Annotated in this window: 16 protein-coding genes and 1 tRNA gene; 8 read left to right on the top strand and 9 right to left on the bottom strand. The window is 57.4% G+C overall.

The annotated features are described in order from the left end of the window. From IFT53_RS07800 to IFT53_RS07785, 4 genes are all read left to right on the top strand, one after another. A complete protein-coding gene (locus tag IFT53_RS07800; protein WP_446737659.1) occupies positions 1–891 on the top strand; it encodes an ABC transporter permease in 891 nt (296 codons plus the stop codon). Then, positions 888–1,670, top strand: coding sequence for an ABC transporter permease (locus IFT53_RS07795; RefSeq protein ID WP_192064149.1), 783 nt, complete (start codon positions 888–890; stop codon positions 1,668–1,670). The genes IFT53_RS07800 and IFT53_RS07795 overlap by 4 nt, the downstream gene beginning before the upstream one ends. Before the next feature lie 11 nt (positions 1,671–1,681). Continuing rightward, entirely contained in the window at positions 1,682–2,740 is a 1,059-nt protein-coding gene (locus tag IFT53_RS07790) for an ABC transporter ATP-binding protein (protein WP_192064150.1), read from the top strand. An 81-nt stretch (positions 2,741–2,821) separates the two neighbouring features. After that, positions 2,822–3,865, top strand: a complete 1,044-nt coding sequence (locus IFT53_RS07785; protein ID WP_192064151.1) for a zinc-dependent alcohol dehydrogenase family protein — start codon at positions 2,822–2,824, stop codon at positions 3,863–3,865. A gap of 72 nt (positions 3,866–3,937) precedes the next feature. On the opposite strand, the gene IFT53_RS07780 is transcribed toward IFT53_RS07785, so the two are convergent. Continuing rightward, positions 3,938–4,318, bottom strand: a complete 381-nt coding sequence (locus tag IFT53_RS07780) for a pentapeptide repeat-containing protein (RefSeq protein WP_042617252.1) — start codon at positions 4,316–4,318, stop codon at positions 3,938–3,940. Positions 4,319–4,508: 190 nt separating this feature from the next. Further along, positions 4,509–8,279 carry a methionine synthase gene (metH, locus tag IFT53_RS07775; RefSeq protein WP_192064152.1) on the bottom strand — a complete coding sequence of 1,257 codons (3,771 nt, stop codon included), beginning with the start codon at positions 8,277–8,279 and terminating at the stop codon, positions 4,509–4,511. A 189-nt stretch (positions 8,280–8,468) separates the two neighbouring features. Here metH and IFT53_RS07770 point away from each other — a divergent pair, with 189 nt between their 5' ends. Continuing rightward, positions 8,469–9,716, top strand: a complete 1,248-nt coding sequence (locus IFT53_RS07770; RefSeq protein WP_192064153.1) for an AGE family epimerase/isomerase — start codon at positions 8,469–8,471, stop codon at positions 9,714–9,716. A 57-nt stretch (positions 9,717–9,773) separates the two neighbouring features. Here IFT53_RS07770 and IFT53_RS07765 read toward each other — a convergent pair whose 3' ends face one another. From IFT53_RS07765 to IFT53_RS07755, 3 genes are all read right to left on the bottom strand, one after another. Continuing rightward, positions 9,774–10,334, bottom strand: coding sequence for a dual specificity protein phosphatase family protein (locus IFT53_RS07765; protein ID WP_192064154.1), 561 nt, complete (start codon positions 10,332–10,334; stop codon positions 9,774–9,776). A 222-nt stretch (positions 10,335–10,556) separates the two neighbouring features. Next, the gene (locus tag IFT53_RS07760; RefSeq protein WP_042617255.1) at positions 10,557–11,009 is read right to left on the bottom strand and encodes a hypothetical protein; all 453 of its coding nucleotides are present in this window, start codon (positions 11,007–11,009) and stop codon (positions 10,557–10,559) included. A gap of 184 nt (positions 11,010–11,193) precedes the next feature. Further along, positions 11,194–12,261 carry a hypothetical protein gene (locus IFT53_RS07755; protein ID WP_192064155.1) on the bottom strand — a complete coding sequence of 356 codons (1,068 nt, stop codon included), beginning with the start codon at positions 12,259–12,261 and terminating at the stop codon, positions 11,194–11,196. A 155-nt stretch (positions 12,262–12,416) separates the two neighbouring features. Here IFT53_RS07755 and IFT53_RS07750 point away from each other — a divergent pair, with 155 nt between their 5' ends. Further along, entirely contained in the window at positions 12,417–12,737 is a 321-nt protein-coding gene (locus IFT53_RS07750) for a low molecular weight protein tyrosine phosphatase family protein (protein WP_192064156.1), read from the top strand. Between the two features lie 36 nt (positions 12,738–12,773). On the opposite strand, the gene IFT53_RS07745 is transcribed toward IFT53_RS07750, so the two are convergent. After that, a tRNA-Ile gene (locus tag IFT53_RS07745) sits at positions 12,774–12,849 on the bottom strand. A gap of 185 nt (positions 12,850–13,034) precedes the next feature. Here IFT53_RS07745 and IFT53_RS07740 point away from each other — a divergent pair. Beyond that, positions 13,035–13,772 (top strand): SIMPL domain-containing protein, encoded by a 738-nt coding sequence (locus IFT53_RS07740; RefSeq protein ID WP_192064157.1) that lies wholly within the window; start codon positions 13,035–13,037, stop codon positions 13,770–13,772. A gap of 103 nt (positions 13,773–13,875) precedes the next feature. On the opposite strand, the gene IFT53_RS07735 is transcribed toward IFT53_RS07740, so the two are convergent. Continuing rightward, complete coding sequence (locus IFT53_RS07735) at positions 13,876–14,217, bottom strand: hypothetical protein (RefSeq protein WP_042617747.1); 342 nt, start codon at positions 14,215–14,217, stop codon at positions 13,876–13,878. Between the two features lie 140 nt (positions 14,218–14,357). Beyond that, positions 14,358–14,780: a secondary thiamine-phosphate synthase enzyme YjbQ gene (locus tag IFT53_RS07730; RefSeq protein WP_042617748.1), complete on the bottom strand. Its 423-nt coding sequence runs from the start codon at positions 14,778–14,780 to the stop codon at positions 14,358–14,360. Between the two features lie 415 nt (positions 14,781–15,195). Here IFT53_RS07730 and IFT53_RS07725 point away from each other — a divergent pair, with 415 nt between their 5' ends. Continuing rightward, positions 15,196–17,748 (top strand): HWE histidine kinase domain-containing protein, encoded by a 2,553-nt coding sequence (locus IFT53_RS07725; protein WP_192064476.1) that lies wholly within the window; start codon positions 15,196–15,198, stop codon positions 17,746–17,748. A 6-nt stretch (positions 17,749–17,754) separates the two neighbouring features. On the opposite strand, the gene IFT53_RS07720 is transcribed toward IFT53_RS07725, so the two are convergent. After that, entirely contained in the window at positions 17,755–18,714 is a 960-nt protein-coding gene (locus IFT53_RS07720) for a DUF930 domain-containing protein (protein WP_192064158.1), read from the bottom strand. Positions 18,715–18,829: the final 115 nt, after the last annotated feature.

Genomic DNA, 18,829 nt, shown 5'->3' with positions numbered 1-18,829 from the left:
ATGTCATCAAACACTATGGGCGCGCCCTCGCGACCACCAGGACGGTTTCGCCCGAAGCTGGAATGGCTTGGCGTTTTGCCATTTGCAATTTTCATTCTTCTTTTTTTGATCATGCCGACGATGAAGATCGTCCTTGGCGCTTTTCAGAACCCGGAAGGCGATTTCACGCTTGAAAACATTGCTGGCCTGTTCACCGAATCCATTCTTTCCGCCTACTGGATTTCCATCAAGATCAGCGTTGCCTCCGCCCTGCTCGGCTGTCTCATCGGCTTTGGCGTTGCCACCGCTGTTGTTCTGGGTGGTCTGCCGCAGAAAATCCGTTCGCCGCTTCTGACTTTTTCCGGTGTCGCATCGCAATTTGCAGGCGTGCCGCTGGCCTTCGCCTTCATCGCCACACTCGGCCCTGTCGGTTTGGTGACCGTGTTTTTGAAAACCCAGCTCGGGCTTGATCTGCGGCTTCTGGGTTTCAACATCCTGTCCTTCTGGGGCCTGACCGTCACCTATCTCTTCTTCCAGATCCCGCTGATGATCCTCATCATCACGCCCGCTCTGGATGGCCTGAAGCGCGAATGGCGCGAAGCTGCGGAAATTCTGGGCGCCAGCGGCTTCCAGTACTGGCGCATGGTGGCCTTTCCCATTCTGCTGCCTTCCATTCTCGGCACCTTCTCTCTGCTGTTTGCCAATGCCTTCGGTGCTGTCGCAACGGCAATAGCGCTCACGGGCTCCTCGCTCAACATCGTGCCCATTCTGCTGTTTGCGCAAATTCGTGGTGACGTTCTGGGCAATCCCCATCTCGGTTACGCGCTCGCCTTCGGCATGATCCTTGTGACCTGCATTGCCAACACGCTCTATATCTGGATGCGCACACGCAGCGAGAGGTGGCTGAAATGAAGCGTATTTTTGCCTGGGGCGCATTGCTGTTCGGCCTCCTCTACTTCGCCCTGCCGCTGATTGGAATGACGAATTTCTCGCTCAAAATGCGGCGCGGCGAATATTCCTTCGACGCATATGGCAAGGTTCTCAGCGACCCGCGGTTTCAGGAGACATTCACCTTTTCCATCATGATGGCGCTGTGCACCATTATTTTCGGCATCCTGCTTGTGGTGCCAACGGCCTATTGGGTGCGGCTGAAACTGCCAGCCCTTCGGCCCGTCATCGAGTTCATCACGCTTTTGCCGCTCGTCATTCCGGCCATCGTCATCGTCTTCGGCTATATCAGGCTTTACAACACCTCCAGCTGGCTGCCGCTGACGGGATCGACATCCGGCACCAACCTGCTGCTGATCTTCGGCTACACGACGCTTGCCCTGCCCTATATGTACCGCGCCGTCGATACCGGGCTTCGCACCATCGACATCGCCACACTCACGGAAGCGGCGCAAAGTCTGGGCGCCGGATGGACCACCATTCTGGCGCGGATCATTCTGCCGAATGTTCTGGTTGCCGTTCTCTCCGGCGCGTTCCTGACCTTTGCCATCGTCATCGGTGAATTCACCATGGCGGCGCTTTTGAACCGCCCGGCCTTTGGCCCCTATATGCAATTGCTGGGTGCCAACCGTGCCTATGAGCCTGCCGCGCTCGCCGTTATCTCCTTCGGCATCACATGGGGCTGCCTGGGCCTTATCCAACTCGTCTCGCGCTATCACAAAGGCGCGCCTCCCAAGGCCTGAGGATTTATTTTATGAGCTTTTTGACACTTCAGAACATTAGAAAATCCTTCGGCGCGGTGCAGGTCGTCCATGATTTCAACATGGCCATCGAGCAGGGCGAATTCGTTTCCTTCCTCGGGCCATCGGGCTGCGGCAAGACCACGATCCTGCGCATGATTGCCGGTTTCGAGACGCCGAGCGAAGGCGCGATCACCATCAACGGCAAGAACCAGACGAGCCTGAAACCCAACCAGCGCAATATCGGCATGGTGTTTCAGGCCTATGCGCTGTTTCCCAATATGAATGTCTACGAGAACGTGGCCTTCGGTCTGAAGATTGCGGGCAAGCCCAAGGCCGAGATCGATGCGCGTGTGAAGGAAATGCTGGCGCTGATCCACCTCGATCATCTGGCGGACCGCTACCCCTACCAGATGTCTGGCGGGCAGCAGCAGCGCGTGGCGCTGGCGCGCGCGCTGGCACCAAAGCCGCAGGTTCTGCTGCTGGATGAGCCGCTTTCGGCACTGGACGCCAAGATCCGCGTTTCGCTGCGTGAGGAAATCCGCAGCATTCAGCGCAAGCTCGGCATCACCACCATTTTCGTGACCCACGATCAGGAGGAGGCGCTGACCATTTCCGACCGCATCGTGGTGATGAATGCCGGACGCGCCGACCAGATCGGCTCGCCTTTCGACATCTACAACAAACCGGCCACGCGGTTCGTGGCGTCCTTCGTCGGCACGCTGAACCTCATCGACGCGACCGTGGTGGATGCCTCCACCAGCACCATCCGCATTGGCGATCAGCAGGTTTCGCTGAAAAAGCCGTTGAACAAGGAAGATGGCGAGCAGGTGACGGTGGCGCTGCGCCCCGAGGCGGGTTCGCTGGGCGAAGCCAGCATCGGCGATGTCGCGATATCGGGCCTTGTCACCTCCAGCCACTTCTTAGGCTCGGTCATCCGCACCCGCATGGATGTGGGCGGCGCGACGCTGTCCTTCGACATGTTCAATGATCCCGGCAAGACACCGCCAGCGATTGGCGAGCGCATCACGCTGAAATTTGCATCAGAAGATTTGATGATTGTAGCAGAGTGACGCACTGTTTCGTCCTCAGAAATCCGGCTAGATCGTTTCCAGCTAAAGGACGCGATCTCAAGTCGTCTCAGGAGAATAGTCATGCGTGCATTGTTTTACGAAACCTTCGGTGAGGCACCCCGCATAGCCAACCTGCCGGACCCGGAACCAACGCCGGGCGGCGTTGTCGTCGAGGTGAAGGCAACGGGTCTGTGCCGCAGCGACTGGCACGGCTGGATGGGCCATGACACAGATATTCAGCTGCCGCATGTGCCGGGCCATGAATTTGCGGGTGTGATTTCAGCCGTTGGCAAAAACGTCATGCGGTTCAAGGTGGGTGATCGCGTCACCGTTCCCTTCGTGTCCGGCTGTGGCCATTGCCAGGAGTGCCGCTCCGGCAACAGCCAAGTCTGCGAAACACAGTTCCAGCCGGGCTTCACCCACTGGGGCTCCTACGCGGAATATGTCGCTATCGACTATGCCGATCAGAATCTTGTGCATCTGCCAGAAGACATGGGGTTCGATACGGCGGCGAGCCTCGGTTGCCGCTTTGCCACATCCTTCCGCGCCGTGGTCGATCAGGGCCGCTTGAAGGGTGGCGAATGGCTGGCCGTGCATGGCTGCGGCGGCGTTGGCCTTTCCGCCATCATGATCGGCGCGGGGCTTGGCGCGCAGGTCATCGCCATCGATATTGCCGAAGACAAGCTGGCGCTGGCGCGGCAACTGGGCGCAACCGCCACCATCAACAGCCGCGAGGTTGCCGATGTGAGCGAAGCCGTGCGCGAGATTACCGGCGGCGGTGCGCATGTCTCCGTCGATGCGCTCGGCCATCCCCAGACCTGCTGCAACTCCATCAGCAATCTGCGCCGTCGCGGCCGCCACGTGCAGGTGGGGTTGATGCTGGCGGACCATTCCATGCCACAAATTCCGATGGCGCGGGTCATTGCCCACGAGCTGGAAATTTACGGCAGCCACGGCATGCAGGCCTGGCGCTATGACGACATGCTGGCCATGATCCGCAGCGGCAAGCTCTCCCCCGAAAAGCTAATCGGCCGCCACATCTCGCTCACAGACGCCGTCACCGCCCTGCCCGGGATGAACACGTTTACCGATAGCGGCATCAGCATTATCGACCGGTTCGAGTGACATCAGGCGATAGGCCTTTGGCTAGCTGGAAGCAATCCGCGCCCGTACTGTCGCCTCGGGAATAAATGGCCGTCAGGTTTTTGCCTGTTCATAAGCCCTGAACAGATCGGTTACGAGAACACCATTGATCCGCATGCCGGTTAGATCGGCGTCTCTGATGTCCGAGTCTGCCAATGTCACGCCGCTTATCGTGAGGCGTGATAGGTTGGCATTCGTGATGACGGCTCCCGACAGATTGACGTTATTGAAGCGCGCATCTGCCATGTTGATATCGTCAAGGACCGCTTCGCTTAAATTGGTGTCGGTGAAACTTGCCTTCGTCAAGACGGCGTAAAACTGCGCGCCTGCGAGGTTTACACCATCAAAGTTAGCGCCTGACATATCAGCGTTCTTGTAATGCGCTCCATGCATCTGAGGGCCATCGAATTGATTGTGCTCCTGGGGTTCAGCCATTGCCCTATCCTCCGTCAAATCATAACGCGACCCGAAGAATGTCAGATTATGAAGACATTGACGACCACCGGGTCTGAAACAGAAAGTGCATACTTCAAATCTGGCAGTGCCGCTTTCCGCCTTTTCCTTTTAAAATCAACAGCTAAAGGCCGAAACCGGAATCAGACCGGTAACGACCTCGCGTGGAGTATCAGGCAGGCTCCACCTCTTTGGCGGCCTCGGTCGGCACGTAGTTCAGCACCGGTCCGAGCCAGCGTTCGATCTCTGTTACGGCCATGCCCTTGCGCTGCGCATAGTCCTCAACCTGATCACGCTCCACCTTGGCGACACCGAAATAGTAGCTTTCGGGGTGGCCGATATAAAGGCCTGAGACGGAGGAGCCCGGCCACATGGCATAGCTTTCCGTCAGCACAACACCGGTTTCGTTGGTCGCATCCAGCAGGCGGAACAGCGTTTCCTTCTCGGTATGGTCAGGCTGGGCGGGATAGCCCGGGGCTGGACGGATGCCTGCGTAGGATTCACCGATCAGTTCATCCGGCGCGAAACTCTCACCTGCTGCATAACCCCAATATTCCTTGCGCACACGCTCGTGCATCTGCTCGGCAAAGGCTTCGGCGAAGCGGTCTGCCAGGGCCTTGACGAGAATGGAGGAGTAGTCGTCATTGGCGCGCTCGAAGCGTTCGGCAATCGCCACTTCCTCGATGCCCGCCGTGACCACGAAGCCACCGACATAATCCGTCACGCCGCCATCCTGTGGCGCCACGAAATCTGATAGCGCGACATTGGGGCGGCCATCGCGCTTGGAAAGCTGCTGGCGAAGCGTGAAGAAGGTTGCGAGTTCTTCCGAACGAGTGTCATCCGTAAACAGGCGGATATCATCCCCCACAGCATTGGCGGGCCAGAAGCCGATGACGGCGCGTGGGCGGAACCACTTTTCGTCAATGATCTTCTTCAGCATGGCCTGCGCATCGGCAAAAAGCTGGCGCGCTGCCTCGCCCTGCTTCTCATCTTCGAGAATAGCGGGATAACGGCCCTTCAGTTCCCATGTCTGGAAGAATGGCGTCCAGTCGATGTACTTCGCCAGTTCATCAAGGTCGTAGGTCTCGAAGGTCTTGGTGCCGAGGAACTGCGGCTTGACCGGCTGATAGGCCGACCAGTCCACCTTGTGAGCATTGGCACGCGCCCGTGCGAGCGGAAGCCGCAGCTTCTCACGCTCGTTGCGGGCGTGGGCTTCCGCCACCTTGGCATATTCTGCGCGGATGCCTTCAATATAGGCTGGCTTCTGATCTTCCGACAGCAAGGCCGAGACCACGCCAACCGCACGCGAGGCATCGGTGACATAGATCGCCTGACCCTTCTCGTAGCGCGGATGGATTTTTACCGCCGTGTGCACGCGGCTCGTCGTCGCGCCACCGATCAGCAGCGGAATGTTAAAGCCCTGGCGTTCCATCTCAGCCGCCATATGCACCATCTCATCCAGAGATGGGGTGATGAGACCGGACAGGCCGATCACATCGACCTTTTCAGCAATCGCCGTTTCCAGAATCTTGGTGGCTGGCACCATGACGCCGAGATCGACGATCTCGTAATTGTTGCAGGCCAGAACGACGCCGACGATATTCTTGCCGATATCGTGCACATCGCCCTTCACCGTTGCCATCAGCACCTTGCCAGCGGATTTGCGCTGCTCGCCGCCATTCAGGCGCTTTTCTTCTTCCATGTAGGGCAGAAGAACGGCCACGGCCTGTTTCATGACGCGGGCGGATTTGACGACCTGCGGCAGGAACATCTTGCCCGAGCCGAACAGATCACCCACCACATTCATGCCCGCCATCAGCGGACCTTCGATGACATGCAGCGGGCGGGCGGCCTGAAGGCGCGCTTCTTCCGTATCCGCATCGATATATTCGGTGATGCCGTTGACGAGTGCATGTTCCAGACGCTTTTCAACCGACCAGTCGCGCCAGGCCAGATCCTGAACCCTGGCTTCACGGCCCGGACCGCCCCGGAATTTCTCGGCCACTTCGAGCAGCCGTTCCGTGCCATCGGCACGGCGGTTCAGCACCACGTCTTCGCAGGCTTCGCGCAGTTCCGGGTCGATGCTTTCATAGACCGCCAGCTGACCCGCATTGACGATACCCATATCCATGCCCGCCTGAATGGCGTGGTACAGGAACACGGCGTGCATCGCTTCGCGCACCGGCTCGTTGCCGCGGAAGGAGAAGGACAGGTTGGAAACCCCGCCGGAAATATGCACCAGCGGCATGGTTTCACGGATTGTGCGGGTGGCGTTGATGAAATCCACGCCGTAATTATTGTGCTCTTCGATACCGGTGGCGACGGCAAAGACGTTGGGGTCGAAGATGATATCTTCGGGCAGAATGCCTGCCTTTTCGGTCAAAAGCTTGTAGGCGCGGGTGCAGATTTCCACCTTGCGCTCATAGGTATCGGCCTGACCGACTTCATCAAACGCCATGACGACGACGGCGGCGCCATAATTGCGCACGAGGCTTGCCTGCTCCAGAAACTTCTCCTCGCCTTCCTTCAGCGAGATGGAGTTGACGATGGATTTGCCCTGAACGCATTTCAGGCCAGCCTCGATGATCTCCCATTTGGATGAGTCGATCATGACAGGCACGCGCGCGATATCCGGCTCGGCAGCGATGAGGTTGAGGAACTCGACCATGGCCTTCTGGCTGTCGATCAAGCCTTCATCCATGTTGATGTCGATGATCTGCGCGCCATTTTCCACCTGGTCACGGGCAACGGCCAGAGCTGCCGTGTAATCGCCAGCCGTAATCAGCTTGCGGAACTTGGCAGAGCCGGTGACATTGGTGCGCTCTCCCACGTTGACGAAGGGAATGTCCTTGGTCAGCGTGAAGGGCTCAAGGCCAGACAGCGACATGAAGGAGCGATGCTCCGGCAGCTTGCGCGGCGCGTGGCCGGCAACGGCATCGGCAATGGCGCGGATATGATCCGGCGTGGAGCCACAGCAGCCGCCGACGATGTTGACCAGACCTTCGCGGGCAAATTCCTCCACCTGCGCTGCCATCATGTCAGGCGTTTCGTCGTACTGGCCAAACTCGTTCGGCAGACCCGCATTGGGGTAAGCACAGACGAAAGTATCGGCAACCTCGGACAATTCCTGAAGGTGCGGGCGCATGGCGCTGGCACCCAGCGCACAGTTGAGGCCGATGGTGAAGGGGTTGGCGTGGCGCACGGAATTCCAGAACGCGGTTGGCGTCTGGCCAGACAAAGTGCGGCCCGAAAGGTCGGTAATCGTGCCCGAAATCATCACAGGCAGATGAATGCCCTTGGCGGCGAAACGCTCTTCACAGGCAAAGATGGCGGCCTTGGCGTTCAGCGTATCGAAAATGGTTTCGATGAGAATGAGATCGGCACCGCCATCGATCAGGCCGTCGATCTGCTCACCATAGGCAAGCCGCAGATCATCGAAGCTGACGGCGCGGTAGCCGGGATTGTTCACATCTGGCGAAATGGAGGCTGTGCGGTTGGTTGGGCCAATGGCACCGGCCACAAAGCGGCGGCGGCCATCTTCGCGCTCAGCCCGCTGGGCGGCACGGCGCACGATGAACGCGCCTTCGCGGTTCAAATCATAGACCGCGCCTTCCATCTCATAATCCGCCTGCGCGATGCGGGTGGAGGAGAAGGTGTTGGTTTCCAAGATATCCGCACCCGCCATGGCGTAACGGTAATGGATTTCCTCAATCGCATCCGGCTGGGAGAGGATCAGAAGATCGTTGTTGCCCTGCTGGTGACAGGCACAGCCGATGAAGCGGTCGCCACGGAAATGATCCTCATCGAAGCCAAGCCCCTGGATCTGCGTTCCCATCGCGCCATCGAGAATGAGTATGCGTTCCCGCGCCGCCTGCTGAAGCGCCTTCAGGATTTCCGCGCCGTCACGCTTGTTGCCCGTAGGGCCAAACAGATCGTCCAACATCGGCACACTCCTCATTCCCATGTGTTTCGTCTTTTGTCAGTCACATAAAGATATCTTTATGTCAATATATCATTCATTTCCAGGTTTCACGACCCTTCTACGCCAAGGATACGAAATTTCCGTTATGGATGACACTGTTACGTCCCAAAGATATAGAGAATTGCTGGAGCATATCATACGGAGGAAAACATGACCGAAGCGGATCACGGCAAGTCAAACTGGAGCACCCTGCCCTGGCACCGGCAATGGCTGGCCAAGCAGGCGGAAGGTCTGTTCGATTTCTTCCAGTACAACGCCATCAACCCCAAGGGTGGGTTTTTCGACCTGGACCGGCAGGGCTTGGCCTTGCAGGCGGAAAATCCCGTGCGCGGCATCCACATGTCGGCCCGCATGGTGCATTGCTTTTCGCTCGGCCACCTGCTGGGCAGACCCGGCTGTGGCGATGTGATCGACCACGGCATGACCTATCTGTGGAACAACCACCGCGATGCCCAGCATGGTGGCTATTTCTGGCAGGTGGATGAGAACGGGCCCGTCGATGCCACCAAGCAGGGTTACGGCCACGCCTTCGTGCTGCTGGCCGCATCCTCCGCCAAGGCCGTTGGCCACCCGCTGGCCGACCAGATGCTGGCGGATATTACCGAGGTTCTCGAAACACGGTTCTGGGAAGAAAAATACGGCGCGATCCACGAGGAATTCCACCGTGATTGGTCGCCTGTCGAGAATTATCGCGGCCAGAATTCCAACATGCACCTGACCGAAGCCCTGATGGCGGCATTCGAAGTGACGGGCGACACATCCTACTTGAGCAAGGCCGGTCGCATTGCCGATCTCGTCATTCGTCGCGCTGCGGGCGCTCTGGATTTTCGCGTGCCCGAGCATTTTGACGAGAACTGGGTGCTCACCAAGGATTACAGCGGCAACGAAATGTTCCGCCCTTCCGGCACGACCCCCGGCCACTGGCTGGAATGGTCACGCCTCATTCTCCAGCTCTGGGTGCTGGGTGAGCGCAAGCATGAGTGGATGCCAGCGGCGGCCAAGGCGCTGTTCGTGCAATCCATGTCTCTCGGCTGGGACCGCACCAAGGGCGGCTTCTTCTACACGCTGGACTGGGACAACACGCCGAAAAAGACCGAAAAGCTGTGGTGGCCGATGTGCGAAGCAGCCGGTGCCGCGCACTTCCTCAATGAGCATCTGCCCGCTGACGAGTTCTACGAAGACAGCTATCGCCGCGTGTGGAGCACCATTGCCAACAGCTTTATCGACCACAAGCATGGCGGCTGGCACGAGGAACTGACGGAAAATCTGGCACCCGCCAACACGATTTTCCCCGGCAAGGGCGATATTTACCACGCGCTGCAAGCCTGCCTCATTCCGCTGTTTCCAGCAGATGGCAGCTTGACGAAGGTTATTTCGGAAAAAGGCGGGCGGTTTTAAAGTCTCCGTCACCCTCGGGCTTATCCCGAGGGTGACGAAACGGAAAGCGGGTCTCGATCAGAACCCGATCGTCTCTTCAAAATCATCCCAGGACTGGTACATGGCGTAACGGCCCACACCGGGAATGGGCACATGGCCGTAAAAGGGTGAAAGCTGGAACTCGGCATCCGCTTCGCTTTTTTTCGCGACAGCACCGACATAGATCGCCGATGCAAGACCAGTGCGGTTGGCACCATGTTCACAATGAATGAGGACGGGCTTTGGCGCATCCTTCATGATCCGCGCCAGTTCTTCGGCCTGAGCCTGTGGCAGTTCCCGGGCGGAACTCATAGGAAAATCAATCATCTTGACGTTGTTGCGATCAGCGGCGTTCTTTTCGTCGCTGTACCAGCCATCGGGATTTTCATCGCGCAGATTGATGATCGTTTTGATGCCGAACTGCTGGGCGTATTTCTGGACATCATCGCCGCTGGGCTGGCCCGATCTGTAAAGCTCACCGGGCAGGACCTCATGGAAGTTACCAGTCAACTGGTTGAACCCCATATGCGCACCGACTGTTGCCGGTACGGCGATGAGGCAGAGAATGCCAATTTTCAGGACGCGTGATACTGAAACCAACTGAAAACCTTCTTGGTAGTGCAAGACGTGGGGGTTCACATGACACTGCGAAGATGGCCAGACAAGGGTTCTGAAGTTGTAACGCGCTTGCACGCGACGTCACCGGCCAAAGGCATAATGACGCGAAAGCATTGATAGCCAGTTTATATAAGCTGATTTTTTCGAACGATTCGTGCAGCTTCAAAAAACCGTGAACATCGTCGTTTGCACGACCAATCTCGCCTATTCGAACTCTGCAGAGTTGACCGTGACCCGCCATTCCAAATTCCGGGGATCGACATTTTCATTGTTGCGCAACCGGAATGGTCTGCACGCAGCAAAAGTCTCCTGCGCCTCCAGCCGTCGCTCACTGACCTGATAGGGATCAAACGACACGGAAGCCCTGAACGCTGCCTCAAAACCCTCCAGCGTATAGGTCAAACGCCGCACGGCGACATCATTGGTGTTGTGAAAAGTCACCCGGATCGGCGCATTCGCTTCCACGCAGGTCGGATCAAAGCTGGCAGTGGCGATGATGGCCTCAACCCGCTCACCCGCCCGCAGCCAGTCAAACAGAACATAGGCCGCCGTGGCTGCCCAGATGATGGCAAGCGCGGCAACGATCTTCTTGAGATGTTTGGGATAGGCGATCAACGCACAGATGAGGATCGCGGAGAGAACAATGCCGAAAATCATGCGCGTGGCACGCCTGTTATCGCTGTGGCCGTTTGTTTCGTCATAGTGCCTCCCTCATCAATCTGCATGTCATCCCATCGATGCGGCGGCCCGCAGGGCGTGTCAAGTTACACGCACCGCCTGCGATCCACCAAAAGGGGAAACACCGGCCACCGCTCCGCAGGCAACACCTTTTCGTGACTGCTCAAGTAGCCTGCGCTGACGGCCTGCAGATTGCATCGACAAGGGCGTAGATGACGGTGACCAGCACAAGCAAAGTGGTGCTGCTGAGAGGGAGCGGCAACAGCATCTGTCTTGTTACAAACCCTCCCCCCAGCAACAAGGCGATCTGCGTTACCGCGACCACGAGCGCGACTGACACCGGCATGGTGACGCCTGCATTTGAAAAAAAGCGGCGATAGCCGAAGACGAAAACGACGATGAGAACGGGCATGATTCCGGATGTGTAGATGTTCAGCAACGTGGCATTTTCGAACAGGAAGGGCGCGATATACGCAAGTGGTGTCAAAAGATAACTACCGGCGATGGCAGCCAGCAGTGGTGGCCACACGACGACATTCAACACATGCACATGGTTTTTGATGCCCGCAAAGTCGGTCCGCTCTCGTGAGATCCGCATGACCGAGTGCGCGGCGAACCAGCTCAGCGCGACACCGATGACGATTACGAGCAAAACCAGCAGCAGTTGCCCACCATCAGCCGCACCTGTGCGTAAAAGTTCGAATGAAGACGAAACTTCGCCGGGCAGGCCAATCAGTGCGGGCAGAACCCACACAATCCAGAAACCCGCAACAAGGCCTGGCAAAGCAACCAACCGCGCAAGCAACAAGGAGATTGCAACGCCGCCCACCAATGATGCGACGATGACCCAATAGGCAAAAGCGCTTTCATCAACCAGAAAACCCATCATTGAAAATGATTGGGCGATGCCAGCGGCCTGATAGAAGCCCAGCAATAGCGCCACAACATTTTCGACAATCAGCAGAGCGGTGCTCTTGTAGAGATGCGGAGCAACCAGTCGAACAATTTGCCCGAGCGCCAGTGCGTTCAGGACTGGACCCACACCCACCGCCAAAATGGAGAGCCGCGACGCACCGTCATTTCCTATCCGTGTATCCACGAAAGTTGGATCCAGCCCCGGCAGCAGAATGTTCCACCCCATGATAGCCACCAGCGAGACCAGCAAGACGCGCATGACAATGCCGAAGACACCAGTGCTACGATTATTGGGATCATCAACCATCACACTCACTGGACATTCTCCTTACGCAACCACAGATGATATTTTCACTAAAGTAGCTGTCACACATTTTCGACCGAAAATTCAATCAGCAACTTTATATCAGTCGCATTATCACAACACAGCCGCGATAATAGCGCGCAGCAACCAACAGAAGGCTCATCAGGTTGAAAAACGTCCTGTTCGTTTGCAGCCAGAATAAACTCCGCAGCCCAACCGCCGAACAGGTGTTCTCAACCTGGCCGCACATAGAAGTCTCTTCCGCCGGTACCAACAACGACGCCGAGACCCCGCTCTCTAACGAACTGATCGAATGGGCCGATATCATCTTCGTGATGGAAAAGGCTCATCGCACGAAAGTGCAGGCCCGATATCGAACTGCCCTCAAGGGTAAACGGCTGATATGCATGGATATTCCAGACAATTACACCTTCATGGACCCAGCGCTTGTCAAATTGCTGGAAGCAAAGGTACCCAGATATCTCTGAGCCAGAACAGTCCGAGCAAGAGCGTAAAATGAAAAATGGTGGGCCTGGAGAGACTCGAACTCCCAACCAAGCGGTTATGAGCCGCCGGCTCTAACCATTGAGCTACAGGCCCTTTCCGGTGCGTGAAGCCTTGCCGGAATGCGGGGGTTGCAATGGTTCAACCCGACGCGGATTTGGCTTTAACGTAAATTTCTGGACGCGACAAGCCGTTGTAACCGGCGACGTGTGAACTATGCCGTATTCGCTACATAATCTCCTGCAACACACGTATCAGGGACATGATGAAGAGGAAGCTTAATGACATCGATACGAGTACGCTCAATGGCGCTGTGTGCGTTTACCGCGCTGGTTGCCTCGCCGCTTGTTGCTTCGGCGCAGGAAAATACGAAACGCGAGCCGGTCATCAGCGTATCCGGTGAAGGCGATGCCGCCGTCGCGCCTGATATGGCGGTTTTGTCGTTCAGCGTGATGAAGCAGGCCGAAACGGCAGCGGCTGCAATGAGTGAATCCAGCAAGGCAATGACCGAGGTACAGGCCGCGCTGAAGGCTGCAGGCATCGCAGACAGGGATTTGCAGACCAGCAATTTGTCCGTTCAGCCTGTGTACAAGCAGTTCGAGCCTAAAGACGGCGTCTATATCGCGCCTGAAATCACCGGTTATCAGGTCAATAACGGGCTGACGGTGCGGGTGCGCGATCTTGCCAAGCTCGGCTCGATTCTGGACAGCTCGGTCAAGCTGGGCATCAACCAGGGCGGAGACATCAGCTTTACCAATGACAAGCCGGAAGCAACGGTAACGGAAGCGCGCAAGGCTGCGGTGGCTGATGCGATAGCCAAGGCCAAGACGCTGAGCGAGGCTGCCGGTGTGAAGCTGGGTCCGATCATCGAGATCAGTGAAAACATGCACCGGCCCCTGCCCGTTCCGCAGACGATGATGCGCGCAGCGGCAATGGAAAAATCGGATAGCGTGCCGATTGCAGCGGGTGAAAACAGCTACAAGGTGACGGTCAACGTAACCTTTGCGCTGCAACAGTAACATCTGATGAGGCGCAGTTTAGCGCCTCATCACCCCACAAAAGAAAATCCCCTCGCCACTGAAATGACGAGGGGATTTTTGTTTTCAAATAGACTTGGTGCCGTTAGCGACGGATAACCGGGCAACCGCGAACATTGGCGAAAACAACGCGATCCCGTCCATGGCGGCTGATGCCGGCAACGACGACGCGGCGCGGGGAAACATCAACCACGCGTGTGCGGCGAAGACCCATGCGGTTGGCCTTTTCTTCAGCCATCCAGGGTGCGCAACGATCGCGGCCGCGATCTGGACGGCCCCAGCCGTGGTGGCCGCCGTGGCGATAGCCATCCTGCACGTAAATTCCGTAGCGAACATCTGGACCTGCCGACGCGGTGGATGCCGTCGCAGAAATGCCACTGATGGCGATGAGGGCCGCAACGCCTGCTTTTGCAAATGTGCTGATCATTGTCATACTCCGTTTCCTGTCATTCGCCGGGATGCCAGAAGGCCCGGTCGACTGTCCTGACGATATCCAGAGCGGTGTGAATGTTTTCAGAACCGGACATTCAGATTGTATTCATGATTGCTAAATTTCGACGCCATCCCTCAAGTTGAGAGATGAAGGAAGATCTGCCGGTTATGGGGCTGGTCTCTGTGCTCGAAAAGATAGATGCCCTGCCACGTTCCCAGCACAAGCTCGCCATGGGTGACAGGAATGCCGATGGAGACCTGCGTCAGCGCTGATTTGATATGGGCAGGCATATCATCAGGGCCTTCCGCAGTATGGACGACCCAATCCATCGATGGATCACTGGACGGCGGCACCATGCGTGCAAAAAACGTCTTGAGATCCCGCTGCACATCCGGATCTGCATTTTCCTGGATCAGAAGCGAACACGAGGTGTGGCGCACAAACACGGTGAGCAACCCTTCCTCCGGGTCTACCGATCTGACGAAAGCCAGCGCCGCATCCGTAAACTCGTAAAGCCCTTGCCCGCGTGTGGAAATACCGATCAACTTCTGTGGCATGGCGATGTTCACTTTCAGGTCGGGAATGAGGTGGCAGCGACCCATATCATTATCTGTGGCGAAAATCCTGTTTGGAACGGTTTGACCGTAAAGGCTAAGGTACGGGGTCGATTAACGCTGGCCGCAAAATCTTCCCATAGTTTAGCATTTCTGATTGGAACAAAATCCCGAGACTTGTCGTTCTACTGCACAGGTGATGTTGTGCGCGCCCTCTTCATATCGAGCGTTGGGCGTGACACCGAGCACAACGGGGAACGGCACGACGCATGTATGACGATCTTCAAGTGCGCAGCCACACCAATCCCCTTGCAGTTTCCACACAAAGGCTCAATGCTTCTTCGACATCGCATATTCGGTTATGGATGAGACGAAACTCGATAGATACGGCCTCTCTCCCAAATCGAAAGACTACTTTATGACGTCGCCAAACCAGCAGGTCGATCTTACCAACTGCGACAGGGAACCCATCCATATTCCCGGTTACATACAGCCGCATGGCTGCCTGATTGCCTGCGACAGTGCCATGCGCACGGTGCTTCGCCATTCGGTCAACTGCGCCGAGATGCTGGGAATTTCTGCCTCGATGACGGGCAAGCCGATTGAGGAATTTCTCGGCGCCACTGTCGTTCACGATTTGAGAAATGCGCTGACGGTGACCGCAAACCGCAGCCGCCCTGCGCTCTTGCCAAGCGTCAAGCTGCCCGCTGGAACGCTGTTCGACATTGCAATCCATCGCTACAAATCCGTGACCATCATCGAGCTGGAACCGGCCAGCGAGGAAGCGCAGCCTCTGCACACGGCGCAATTGATGATCGACCGCATCCGCGAAGCCGATAGCGTGGACAGCCTGATTTCCCGCGCCACGCGGCTCGTCAAGGCGATGTTGGGCTATGATCGCGTGATGGTCTACCGGTTTGAGCAGGATGGTGCCGGAAAGGTAATTTCCGAAGCAAAGCAGCCGGCGCTGGAAAGCTTTCTGGGCCAGTATTTTCCCGCCAGCGACATTCCGCAGCAGGCGCGAACGCTTTATCTCAAAAACACATTGCGGATCATTTCCAATTCCAACGGCGAGCGCATTGCGGTGGAGCCTGTGCTGGATCTATCGGGTGAGCCGCTCGATCTTTCTTTTGCGCATCTTCGCAGCGTCTCGCCCATTCATTGCGAATATCTGCGCAATATGGGCGTATCGGCTTCCATGTCGATCTCGATTATCATCGATGGTCAACTTTGGGGGCTGATTGCCTGCCACCACTATTCGCCCCGCATCCTGCCGATGCCCATACGCATTGCAGCGGAGATGTTCGGGGAGTTTTTCTCCCTCCACCTTCAGGCACTGAAGCAGAAGCGGAAACTCATCACAGCGCAGGAGGCGCATGCCTCGCTGGACAAGTTCCTGCGTCTTGCCGCACATCATAACAATATCGAAGAACTGGTGGTGGAGAACCTTGCTGACTTCCGGTCGCTTCTTCCCTGCGATGGTGTGGCTGTGTGGATGAATGGGCGCTGGTGCAGCCAGGGTCACGCGCCTTCGGAAGATATGGCGCCGCAGCTGGGGCGACTGGTCAGTTCCATTGCGGAAGGGCGCGTGTGGGCAACCCACTCACTCATTCACAACTTGCCGGAAGCCGAACATCTCTCAGGAGAGATTGCAGGCGTGCTGGCTGTTCCGCTGTCGCAGGTCAAGGATGACTATCTGCTGTTCTTCCGTCGCGAACTGGTGCAGACCCTGAACTGGGGTGGAAATCCAGAAAAATCCTACGAGACCGGCCCACTTGGCGACCGCCTGACGCCGCGCAAGAGCTTTGCGCTGTGGAAGGAGACCGTTTACAAACAGGCACAGCCATGGACCGAGGATGACCGGCAGATTGCCGAGGCAGCCCGCGTTGCCCTCGTGGAGGTTGCCTTCCGCCACAGCGAGTTGATGGCGGGGGAACGTGCGCAGGCAGAAGTGCGTCAACGCATGCTGAACGAAGAGCTGAACCACCGCGTCAAAAACGTGCTTGCGATTATCAAGTCTCTGGTGGGCAACCCCACGCAGGAAGGACGCACGCTCGAGGAATATGTCTCGGCCCTGAAGGGGCGCATTCAGGCCTTGTCCTTTGCGCATGACCAGGTCATTCGCGGTGAAGGCGGCGGCCTGTTTCGGGATCTGCTGGATGCCGAGCTTTCTCCGCACCGGTCCCCGAATGCCGAAGTCGAGGCGCGTGGACCAAGTGTTCTTCTCGACGCACGCGCCTTTTCGGTCATGGCTTTGGTTCTGCATGAGCTGGCAACGAATGCCGCGAAATATGGTGCGCTTGCGCCAGCCGGTGGCAAGCTTTCCGTGCTGTGGGAACTGAACGATATCGGTGACTGCGTTGTTTCCTGGCGCGAGACAGTGCCCGGCACGCTGACACCACCGACCAGAACAGGCTTTGGCTCGGCGCTGATCAACCGCAGCGTTCCCTATGACCTCGGCGGAAAAAGCAAGATCACCTACACACCGCACGGCATCGAAGCCGAAATCCTGCTGCCAGCCCGCCACGCAACGCCGGGACCCACGACCTCTCCAGAGGCAGTTGCGGCATCGGAGCGGCCCTATTCCAGACCCTATTCCCCGGAGGAACCATTGCGGGTATTTCTTGTCGAAGACCAGATGCTGATTGCCATGGACGTCGAGTACATGCTCGAAGCGCACGGCATTACAGATATCGAGACAGCAACGTCATCGACGACCGCGCTGGAGAAATTGAAGAATGTGACGCCTGATGTGGGCATTCTCGACATCAACCTCGGCTCGGATACCTCCATACCCGTTGCCCATGAGTTTCTGCGCCGTGGCATTCCGTTCATGTTCGCCACCGGCTATGCCGATGGCATCATGATACCGCCGGAATTTTCCCACGTGCCTGTTATCCACAAGCCCTATGATGAGGATGCTTTGCTGGCATCCATCGGTAAGCTTGTCGGCAAGCAGGTTCCTGCCTGATAGGGGCTAGCGAACGACAAGCTTCAAGCGCTTGACGTCATCAGGCGTCAGCTTTGCGCCAATCGCGTAGCGGAAGTCGGTCACGATGTAGTTGTCGATATCGACTTCGCAGCGATAGTTGATCGGGAACCATTGCGTACCGACATTGAATGCGCCCTGCGCATTCATCAGGTTTCCGGCAATTGGATAGTTTTTGCCTGTATGCGGCTCAAGGCCGTCATATTGCCCGTTTCGCTCCTGCTTGATCTGAGCCATCGCCTCGGCCACGCACAATTGCGCCACGCGATCCTTTGGCTTCAGGTTGCCCATGATCTGGCGCAACATGGCACCGGGGCGTTTTGCCCCGACCAATATCTTCTTGGCGGGCTTGAGGTTAGGCCCCTCCTCACCATCAGGTGCTGCCTTTGCTGGCTCCGGCGCTGGCTTTGATTCAGGCTTGGGCACAGGCAAGGCAACGGTTGCCACGTCAGGCAGCGGCGGTGCTTCAGCCGCAGCAATCTCGCCCTCGTCTGCAGTGGCCTTCTCAGCCGCTGCAGCAGGCTCAGGCTTCTCCTCAGCCACGTCAGGCAGCGTCTGAGCAGGCTGCGCCACATCTGGCTGCTTCTCGGGCTCTTTCTGCTCCTGCCCACCGGCATCCTGCTGGCCGGGCTCGTCGCGTTCATCCAACTGCGTCGGGCCGGGCCTGATGGCGACAGGCGCCAGTTGGGGCGGCGGAGGCGGTGGTGGTGGCGGCTCTGCTGGTTTTTCCGGCGCGGGCGGCGGCGGTGGCTCTTCGGCTTTCTTTTCCTCAGGCTTTGGTGGCGGCTCTTGCCTCGGCGGCTCCACCATTTCAACGCTCACCGTTTCAGGCTCAGCTGGCGCAGGCGTGAAGTTGGAAGACAGTAGATAGGTCGCGCCGACGAGAACATGCAGCAGAAGCGAAACCGGAATCGTCCAGCTCCCCTGCCACCATCTGTTCTTAGCCATCGGTTCCATCAGAACATCATGTCCTTAAATCGTGAGAGCAATCGCCCCTCACACATGCAAATACCATCCTGAAAAACAAAAACCCGGCCAGAAAAGAACTGACCGGGTTTCAATC

Origin of the sequence: Rhizobium sp. CFBP 13644 (assembly GCF_014842165.1) — a bacterium.
GTDB classification, from domain to species: Bacteria; Pseudomonadota; Alphaproteobacteria; order Rhizobiales; family Rhizobiaceae; genus Agrobacterium; species Agrobacterium tumefaciens_C.
This window is presented reverse-complemented; position numbering and strand designations above follow the sequence as displayed.

Excerpts from the sequence above, each read along its gene's own strand:
- IFT53_RS07800 (WP_446737659.1), top strand. The coding sequence starts at position 1 with ATGTCATCAAACACTATGGGCGCGCCCTCGCGACCACCAGGACGGTTT.
- IFT53_RS07795 (WP_192064149.1), top strand. The coding sequence starts at position 888 with ATGAAGCGTATTTTTGCCTGGGGCGCATTGCTGTTCGGCCTCCTCTAC.
- IFT53_RS07790 (WP_192064150.1), top strand. The coding sequence starts at position 1,682 with ATGAGCTTTTTGACACTTCAGAACATTAGAAAATCCTTCGGCGCGGTG.
- IFT53_RS07785 (WP_192064151.1), top strand. The coding sequence starts at position 2,822 with ATGCGTGCATTGTTTTACGAAACCTTCGGTGAGGCACCCCGCATAGCC.
- IFT53_RS07780 (WP_042617252.1), bottom strand. The coding sequence starts at position 4,318 with ATGGCTGAACCCCAGGAGCACAATCAATTCGATGGCCCTCAGATGCAT.
- metH (WP_192064152.1), bottom strand. The coding sequence starts at position 8,279 with ATGTTGGACGATCTGTTTGGCCCTACGGGCAACAAGCGTGACGGCGCG.
- IFT53_RS07770 (WP_192064153.1), top strand. The coding sequence starts at position 8,469 with ATGACCGAAGCGGATCACGGCAAGTCAAACTGGAGCACCCTGCCCTGG.
- IFT53_RS07760 (WP_042617255.1), bottom strand. The coding sequence starts at position 11,009 with ATGATTTTCGGCATTGTTCTCTCCGCGATCCTCATCTGTGCGTTGATC.
- IFT53_RS07740 (WP_192064157.1), top strand. The coding sequence starts at position 13,035 with ATGACATCGATACGAGTACGCTCAATGGCGCTGTGTGCGTTTACCGCG.
- IFT53_RS07735 (WP_042617747.1), bottom strand. The coding sequence starts at position 14,217 with ATGATCAGCACATTTGCAAAAGCAGGCGTTGCGGCCCTCATCGCCATC.
- IFT53_RS07730 (WP_042617748.1), bottom strand. The coding sequence starts at position 14,780 with ATGCCACAGAAGTTGATCGGTATTTCCACACGCGGGCAAGGGCTTTAC.
- IFT53_RS07725 (WP_192064476.1), top strand. The coding sequence starts at position 15,196 with ATGACGTCGCCAAACCAGCAGGTCGATCTTACCAACTGCGACAGGGAA.
- IFT53_RS07720 (WP_192064158.1), bottom strand. The coding sequence starts at position 18,714 with ATGGCTAAGAACAGATGGTGGCAGGGGAGCTGGACGATTCCGGTTTCG.